The sequence below is a fragment of the Streptomyces sp. NPDC054961 genome (genome assembly GCF_053609145.1).
The window spans coordinates 22,816-31,045 of sequence record NZ_JBSGWY010000061.1; the positions used below are offsets into that span (position 1 = coordinate 22,816).

3 protein-coding genes are annotated in these 8,230 nt (G+C 77.6%); 1 reads left to right on the top strand and 2 read right to left on the bottom strand.

Annotated features, from left to right (window positions below; translation table 11 throughout):
* Positions 1-101 precede the first annotated feature (101 nt).
* A complete protein-coding gene (locus tag ACWF9Z_RS34000; RefSeq protein WP_453609024.1) occupies positions 102-2,867 on the top strand; it encodes an SCO5717 family growth-regulating ATPase in 2,766 nt (921 codons plus the stop codon).
* A gap of 96 nt (positions 2,868-2,963) precedes the next feature.
* Here the strand turns inward: ACWF9Z_RS34000 and ACWF9Z_RS34005 are convergent, their stop codons facing one another.
* Entirely contained in the window at positions 2,964-3,929 is a 966-nt protein-coding gene (locus ACWF9Z_RS34005) for a bifunctional riboflavin kinase/FAD synthetase (protein WP_453609027.1), read from the bottom strand.
* 56 nt (positions 3,930-3,985) lie between these two features.
* The gene (locus tag ACWF9Z_RS34010; protein WP_453609030.1) at positions 3,986-7,876 is read right to left on the bottom strand and encodes a serine protease; all 3,891 of its coding nucleotides are present in this window, start codon (positions 7,874-7,876) and stop codon (positions 3,986-3,988) included.
* Positions 7,877-8,230 lie beyond the last annotated feature (354 nt).

The following is an 8,230-nucleotide window of genomic DNA, read 5'->3' on the forward strand; positions in this document are numbered from 1 at the left end:
GCCGACGGGGGCGGATACTGGCCACGGGGCGCCATTAGGCTGAGCGTCGGCGTGGCGTCTCGGTAGCTGCCGGAGCAGTGTTCGACAGATCAGGAGGACCAGTGAGCGGCGATCGGAACGAGAGGCGCGGCGGGACGTGGGACGTCCCGACGGACGATCAGTCCGACGCGGAGCCCGAGCTGACGGGCGAGTTCACCATCGACTACACCCCGCCGGCCTGGTACACGCAGGGCGCGGCTCCGGCTGCTTCCCCGGTCCCCGGCCTGCCCGAGGGCAGCGGGTTCGAGCCGCACCGGCCGTCCGAGCTGACCACGCCCCCGACGATGCGGATCGCCCCGCCGGCCCCGCGCACCCCGGCGGACGCCCCGGTGGCCCCGGTGGCCCCGGTGGCCCCGGCCGAGCCGACGGCGCCGACCCCGATCAACGCGGAGGCTCCCGCGCCGCTTCCGGTGTCCTACCCGGGCGCGCCCCAGGGCGCCGTACCGGCGTACCCGGCTGCGGCTGCGGCTCCGGCCGACGCGGCCCCCGCGTACGTCCCGGCACCCGCGAACGCGCCGGCGCCGGCGCCTGCCGACTCCGCTCCGGCGGCCCCCGCGGCCGGGCCCGCGGCGCCGTCGTTCCCCGGCGCGGCCCAGGCCGACGCGACTCCCCCGGCTCCGGCCCCGGAGTCCCCGAACCCGGCTCCCGCCGCCGCCGTGCTGGCCGATCCTTACGCGGGTGCGGGAACCCCCGACCAGGCGCCCGAGCCCGCGGCACCGGCCGACGCGGTCCCCGCCGATGCGGACGCGGCCGCGGCCGCCGTGGTCGCCGACGCCGCACCCGAGCCCGAGCTCCCGGCAGCGCCCTTCCCCGGCGCCGTCCCGGCCGACGCCCCGCCCGTGCCCGTTCGTACGCCGACTCCCGCCCAGGGAACGGCCGTTCCGGCCTCCCTCACGGAGATCCCGTCCGAGGGGCCGGCCCCGGTGCAGGACCTGCCCGGCGCGACGGCCGCGGAGCCCGAGGACGCGGTGCCCGCCGCCTCGGAACTCCCGCCGCTCCCGCCGGAGTTCCCCGCCTCGGGTGCGCCCCAGGCCGGATACGGGTTCCCGCCCGCGGCCGCCGTGCCGCAGCCGCAGTCGCCCGATTTCCCCGCCTCCGGCGCACCCCAGGCCGGATACGGCTTCCCGCCCGCCGCCGCGCAGCAGCCGCAGCAGCAGCAGCCCGAGTTCCCCACCCCCGGCGCACCCCAGGCCGGATACGGGTTCCCGCCCGCGGCCGCCGCGCCGCAGCCCGCCGGGTACGGGTTCCCGCCGCCCGCGCAGCCGTACGCCCAGCCGCAGGCGCCCCAGGCCCCCCAAGCAGCTCAGCCGCCGCAGGCCGAGCCCGGGTTCGCGCCGGTCACCCCGGCCCCGCCGTACGCCCAGCAGGCACAGGCCCCGCAGGCACAGGCCCCGCAGGCCCCGTACGGATTCCCGCCCGCCGGCCCGGCGCAGCCGTACGCCCAGGCCCAGCCGCAGCCGCCGCAGCAGCCGGAGCCCTCCGCGCAGCAGTACGCCCAGCCGCAGGCGCCGCAGGCCCCGTACCCCGACGCCGGTGGCGGCCAGTGGGCACAGGGACCCCAGGGACCCCAGTCGGGCCAGGACGCCTACTACGGCGCCCCCCAGCCCGCCGGCGGCGCCCCGCTCGGCTACACCGCCGCCGTCGAGCTGTCCTCGGACCGCCTGGTGCGCGGCAAGCAGAAGGCCAAGAGCGGCAACGGCGCTCCCGGCGGCGGCCTGTTCCGTTTCGGCGGCAAGGCGGCCGAGGCGGAGCGGCGCCGGAAGGTGGAGCTGATCCGGACGCCGGTCATGTCCTGCTACCGGATCGCCGTCATCAGCCTCAAGGGCGGCGTCGGCAAGACCACGACGACCACCGCCCTCGGTGCCACCCTCGCCACCGAGCGCCAGGACAAGATCCTGGCCATCGACGCGAACCCCGACGCCGGAACCCTGGGCCGCCGCGTGCGCCGGGAGACCGGGGCCACGATCCGGGACCTGGTCCAGGCGATCCCGTACCTCCACTCGTACATGGACATCCGGCGGTTCACCTCCCAGGCCCCCTCCGGCCTGGAGATCATCGCCAACGACGTCGACCCGGCCGTTTCGACGACCTTCAACGACGAGGACTACCGCCGCGTCATAGAGACGCTGGGCCGCCAGTACCCGATCATCCTCACCGACTCGGGCACCGGCCTGCTCTACTCCGCGATGCGCGGCGTCCTCGACCTGGCCGACCAGCTGATCATCATCTCCACGCCGTCGGTGGACGGCGCCAGCAGCGCGAGCACCACGCTCGACTGGCTCTCCGCGCACGGCTACGCCGACCTCGTCTCGCGGTCCCTCACCGTGATCTCCGGGGTCCGCGAGACCGCCAAGATCATCAAGGTCGAGGACATCGTGCGGCACTTCGAGACCCGCTGCCGCGGCGTCGTCGTGATCCCGTTCGACGACCACCTCGCGGCCGGCGCCGAGGTCGACCTCGACCTCATGAAGCCCAAGACGCGCGAGGCGTACTTCAACCTCTCCGCGCTGGTCGCCGAGGACTTCGTCCGCGCCCAGCAGCAGGCGCCGCAGGGGCACTGGGGCCAGCAGCCGCAACAGCCGCAGCCCCAGCCGGGCCAGCCCTACAACGCGCCCCCGCAGGCCCCGGCCCAGGCCCAGCCCCCGGCCCCGGCCCCGGCCCCACAGCCCTACCCGCAGCAGCCGTACCCCCAGCAGCCCTACCCGATGCCCGGCCAGCCCTGGCAGCAGCCGCCGCAGCCGCAGCCCCAGCAGCAGCCGCCGCAACAGCCCCACCCCCAGCAGCCCCCGCAGCCCGGCCAGCCGCCGCGCGACCCGCGCCTCGGCTGACCACGACGGCTCACGCGCGAGGGCCCGTACCGACCGGAGTGATCCGGACCGGTACGGGCCCTCGCCCGTTCACCGTGCTCGCCGCGGTCGCGGCGCCTACCCCGCGTCCGCGACCGCGTCGTACGCGTCCGTCAGCACCCGTGCCCGCTTCACGTCGTCCGCGATCGCCTCGAGCAGCCCGTCCAGCGACTCGAACTTCGCCATCCCCCGCACGTACGCGAGGAAGTCGACGGTCACGTGCATGCCGTACAGGTCCAGCCCGACCCGGTCGATGGCGTACGCCTCCACGGTCCGCTCGGTGGCGTCGAACTGGAGGTTCGTCCCCACCGAGATCGCCGCCGGCATCCGCTCGCCGTCCGCAGTCAGCCAGCCCGCGTACACGCCGTCCGCCGGGATCGCGGTGTGCGGCTGCGTCTCGACGTTCGCCGTCGGGTAGCCGAGCTCGCGCCCGCGCTGCGCACCGCGCACCACGACGCCCTCGACCCGGTGCGGCCGTCCGAGGATCTCGGCCGCGCCCTCCATGTCGCCCTCGGCCACGAGCCGCCGCGCGAGCGTGGAGGAGAACGGCACTCCGCCGCCCGCCTCTCCGCGCTCCACCAGGTCGACGACCTCGATCTCGTAGTCGTAGGTCGCGCCCAGCTCGCGCAGGAAGTCGACGTTTCCGGCGGCCTTGTGGCCGAAGCGGAAGTTCGGGCCCTCGATGACCGCTTGCGCGTGCAGCTTGTCGACGAGGACCTTCACGATGAAGTCGGCCGGGGAGAGCTGCGAGAACTCCGCCGTGAACGGCAGGATCAGCAGCGCGTCCACGCCCAGCCCGGCCATCAGCTCGGCGCGCCGGTCGTAGGGGGCCAGGATCGGCGGGTGGCTGCCGGGGCGGACGACCTCGCTCGGGTGCGGGCTGAAGGTCACGACGACCGACGGGAGGCCGAGCGCGCGCGCTGTGGACACGGCCCGTCCGATGATCAGCTGATGTCCCCGGTGCACGCCGTCGTAGGAGCCGATGGTGACGACGCTGCGTCCCCAGTCCTGGGGGATGTCCTCCAAGCCACGCCAGCGCTGCACTGTGACCGCTCCTCGCCCGAACCGTATAGGCCCTGTACTGGTTGCCGATTGCAGGTCTAAGACTGCCATGCCGGTGGCCGGTGCCCATCATCGGCGTCTGCGGGCCGCGCGCTGCCGTGACCGAGGGTCTCCACGGTGCGGCGCGCGCCCGGCCCCAGCAGCGCCGCCGCCTCCGCCGGCGCCTCGGCCAGCCAGCGGGCCACCAGGGCGCCGAAGGCCGGTTCGGCCCGCGCGAGCTCCACCGTGCGCAGCTCGAACACCGCTGGCCCGCCCCGCGCCCGCAGCAGCCGGCGGCCGGTGCGGCGCAGCAGCTCCCGCGTCCGGTGGTGCGGGCGGGCGCCGGCCCCCGTGGCCAGTGCGCCGAGGAACGCCTCGAGGACGGTGGGGTCCGGCTCCTCGAGGAGCAGTACGTCGGCCAGCTCGCCCCGCAGCGTGGACGAGGCCTCCGTGCCCGGACCGGCCAGCACGGCGGCCAGCGCGGCCCGCACCCCGGGCGTCCCGGAGCGCAGCAGGTCGAGCACGAGCGGGCGGAGCACGGGGGCCGCCGCCAGGCCCTGCTCCAGCCGCCGGTCCACGAACTCGGCGGCGTGCGCGGCGTCCCCCGGGTGCCGGACGAGGTGCTCCCGTACGAGGTCTCCGGCGCGCCGCGCCAGGGCCGGCGTGGTCAGCGCGGCCAGGGCGCGCACCACCTCCCCGTCGGCCCGGTCCCGCAGGGCGCCGAACACGGTGTCCGGGTCGGGGAGCACGGGCAGCGCCGCGACCAGCGCGGAGGCGGGCAGCCGCGCCCCGGGGTCGGGGTCGCGGAAGCGGGCGAGCGCCTCGGGCAGGTAGCGGGCCCGCGCCTGGGGGTCGCGGAGCAGGACCGCGAGGGCGCTGCCGTGCAGGGAGGCGTCCGCGGGCCGGGCGAGCAGCGCCTGCGCGGCGTGGCGCAGCAGTTCGCGGTCGGCGGGGGTCCGCACGTGCGGTGCGGTCAGCATCCCGTACGCGGCGGCCGCGACCCGGCGGCCGGGGCGCTCGTCGTGCGCCCAGCGGTCCACGGCCCGGCAGAGCGCGGAGGGTTCGTCCTCCGCGAGGACGGCGAGCAGTGCGTCGGCGTGGGGGTGGGCGGCGGCGACGAGCGTCTCGGCGAGGTCGTCGACGGCGACCGCCCGGTGGGTGTGCAGCAGGGCCTGGGCGGCGGTGGCGACGGTGGCCCCGGGGCGGCCGAGCAGGCGCCGCTCGTCGGCGAACCAGCCGCAGAGCAGCGGCTGTACGAGCCGCGGCGCGCGGACGAGCCGCCGGGCCGCGGCGCCGAGGTACCGGTGGTCCCGGGCCACCAGCCTGCGCAGCAGCGCGAACCGGTCCGCTTCGGCCAGCCGCAGCCGGTTCCAGAACCACCCCTCGAACTCCTCCGACGGAGCGGTGGCCGCGTGGGCCAGGTGGTCGGCGAGCGAGTGCAGGACGGGGAGGTAGGGGGTCGCGTCGGGGGCGTGCAGCAGGGTCTCGCGGAGCAGCCGGGCGGCCCACCAGCGGGCTTCCTGCCGGGCGGCGCCGGCCGGGTCGGGGGCGGGGTGGGGGTCGGGGGCGGGGTCGTTGTGGGCGAGGGGGCGGGCGTCGGCGTCGGCATGGGGGTAAGCGTGGGAGTAAGCGTCCGCGTGGGGGCGGGCGTCGGCGTGGGCATCGCCCTTGCCACCCTGGGCGTCGCCCTCGCCACCGCCCTCCGTCTCGCCGTCCAGTACGGCCACGAGCCGCGACAGCGGGCCCGCGGCCTCGTCCGGCGGGAGCCGGAGCAGGGCTTCCATGACGGGACCGATGCGGTGGCGGGGAACCTCCCGGCCCAGGGTGTCCAGGGCGGCGGGGAGATCCAGGTGGGCCGCCTGCAGCCAGTCGGAGAGCTCCTCGTGCGCGAAGCGGTAGCCGTCGCCGGCCGGGACCAGCAGGCCCTCGGTGAGCACGGCGGAAGCCCAGCCGGGGCGCCACGGGAACAGCTCCTCGAAGGCCGCGCGCCCCAGTTGGCCCTGTCCCGGGCCGAGACAGAGCCGCGCGGCCTCGTGGACCCGCCCGGCCACCCGCGCGGCCAGCCGTCCCACCCCCGGCCCGTGCACCCCGGCGTGGTCCTCCTCCGGAGCCGGTCCGCCGCCGGTCACGGTCCAGGCCGCGGTGCCGGTCCGGGTCGCCGTGCCCGTCCCGTCCCCCGTGCCGGACCATGCCCCCGCACCGGTCCCGGCCGCCCTGCCGGACCATGCCCCCGCACCCGCCCCGGCCGCCGTACCGGACCATGCCCCCGCACCCGCCCCGGACCACGCCGCGGTCCCGTGGGCGCCGGCCGGGGCTGCACCGTCGGCCGGCCTCCGGGGCTGCGCCGGCGCGGCGCGGCCCCGGAGGGAGGAAGCCGAGACGCGAACGGCGATCCGCAGGCACAGCAGGTCCACGTGGGCGGCGAAGACCTCGGCACGGGAGGGGCACCCGGCGGTGACCCCGGCCGCGCGGACGTCCGCCAGCAGCCGCAGCGTGAGGGGGTGCCGGGCGTCGGCCGCCGCGACCGCGCCGGCCGGGATGCCCAGCCGGGTCCGGGCCGGCCCGGCCTCCTCCGCGGTGAGGTCGCCGATCGGGAGCGCCGGGGGCAGCCGCCGGGCCGGGCGGGCCGGGGTGTGCAGCAGCCCCGGCGGGTACAGCAGCCCGGCCCGTTCCCAGTGTTCGGGCCGCGCGGCGACGACCAGCCTGGCCCCGGCCGCCCGGAGCCAGGCGGCGGTGGCCCCGGTCCACGGACCCAGGCCGTGCGCGAGCCGCGGCGGCATCTCCTCCGGGGAGTCCAGGACGACGAGCAGGGGCCGCCCGGCGGCAGCCGCCACCGAGGCGGCCGCCGTGGCCGGCCCGGCCTCGACGGGAGCGGTCGCCCGGGACTCCGGAGCGGAAGCCGGAGCCCCCGCGGTCCCCGGGGCCGCCGGCCCGGAGCCCGGCACGTCCAGGATCCGCCCCGCCTCCGCGAGCGCACGCGCCACCGCGTCGGCCAGCGAAGCGTCCTCGGCCCGCAGGTCCGCGCCCCGCAGCCACAGGGTCGGAGCCGGATGCGGGCCGCGGGCTCGGCGGACGGCCAGGTCCGCGAGGGCCGTGGTCCGGCCGGTGCCGGGACGGCCGGTCAGGGCCAGGACCGGGCGGTCTCCGGCGGCGAAGGCGTCCAGCGCGGCGGCGATGTCCGGGCGGTCCACCCGTTCCGGGAGCTGCGCCGCGAAGGCCGGGCCCAGGGTGGTTCCGGTGAGCTCGAGGACTCCGGCGAGGTTCAGATCGGCGCCGTGGCCGGGCACGGTGGCCGCGTTGCGTTCCAGCAGGGCGGCGAGCGGTCCGCCGGGATCGGCGGCCGCGGCCGCGGCGAGGGGCACCGCGAAGCCGCCGGAGCGCTGCTCCGTTCGCAGAGCGGTGGCCAGTACCGCGAGCACCGCTCCGGTGCGGGCATCGAGGACCGGGCCGCCGCACGTCTGGCCGCCCCGTCGCAGCGCGTCCTGTCCGTCGGTCCCGATGGCGAGCTCGAGCGCCGCCGGGAGCGGGCGGAACCGGTCCGTCGCGGGAGAGGTGGCCTCGGCGGCCCCCAGCACCCGCGCCTGCCGCCATCCCCGCGCGGCCAGCCGTACGTAGGTCCCGGGAACGACCGTCTCCCGCGGCGCGACGGGCAGCGGCCGCACCCCGAGCCCGTCGCTGCGTACGAGCGCGAGCCCGAGCTCCGGAAGGGGGGTCACGTCCGAAGCACCCGCGAGCCAGGTCCGCTCCCCCGGTGTCCCGGTCTCCGGCGCCCCGGTCTCCGGTCCCGCGGCGGATCGCGCGTCCGGTCCCGGCGGCCCGTGCAGCACCACCCGGGACAGACCGTCCACGGCCTCGTGGCTGGTCACCACCGTCCCGCGGAAGTCCGCGACGAAGCCGCTGCCCCGGGGCCGTCCGGCGAGATCGCAGATCCTGATCAGTTCCGCCGTCACCGCACCACTCCCCACCACGCACGCTCCGTGGTCACGACGGTAGGCGGGTGAAGATCAGCGGGAAAAGCACGCGAGGCGAAAGCGCCCCCTTTCGCTCCCTCCATTCACTCCGAGCGCCTGCTCGGACGGGTGAATTGAGGGGTCCGGGTGGATAGAGACCTACCCGAGGGGGGTCGTGGAGCGGTGAGCAGCAGGTGCCTTGCGCTCACCGCTCCACGTCGAGGACAGGGGAGCGGGAGCGGGAGCACGGAGGCGGGGGCCGCGGGCCCGGCCCGGGGGGCCGGCCCACCCGGCCCCCACCGCGTCCGCCGGCCCCGCTCACTGCTCCCCGAACAGGACCTAACCCCGAGCGTC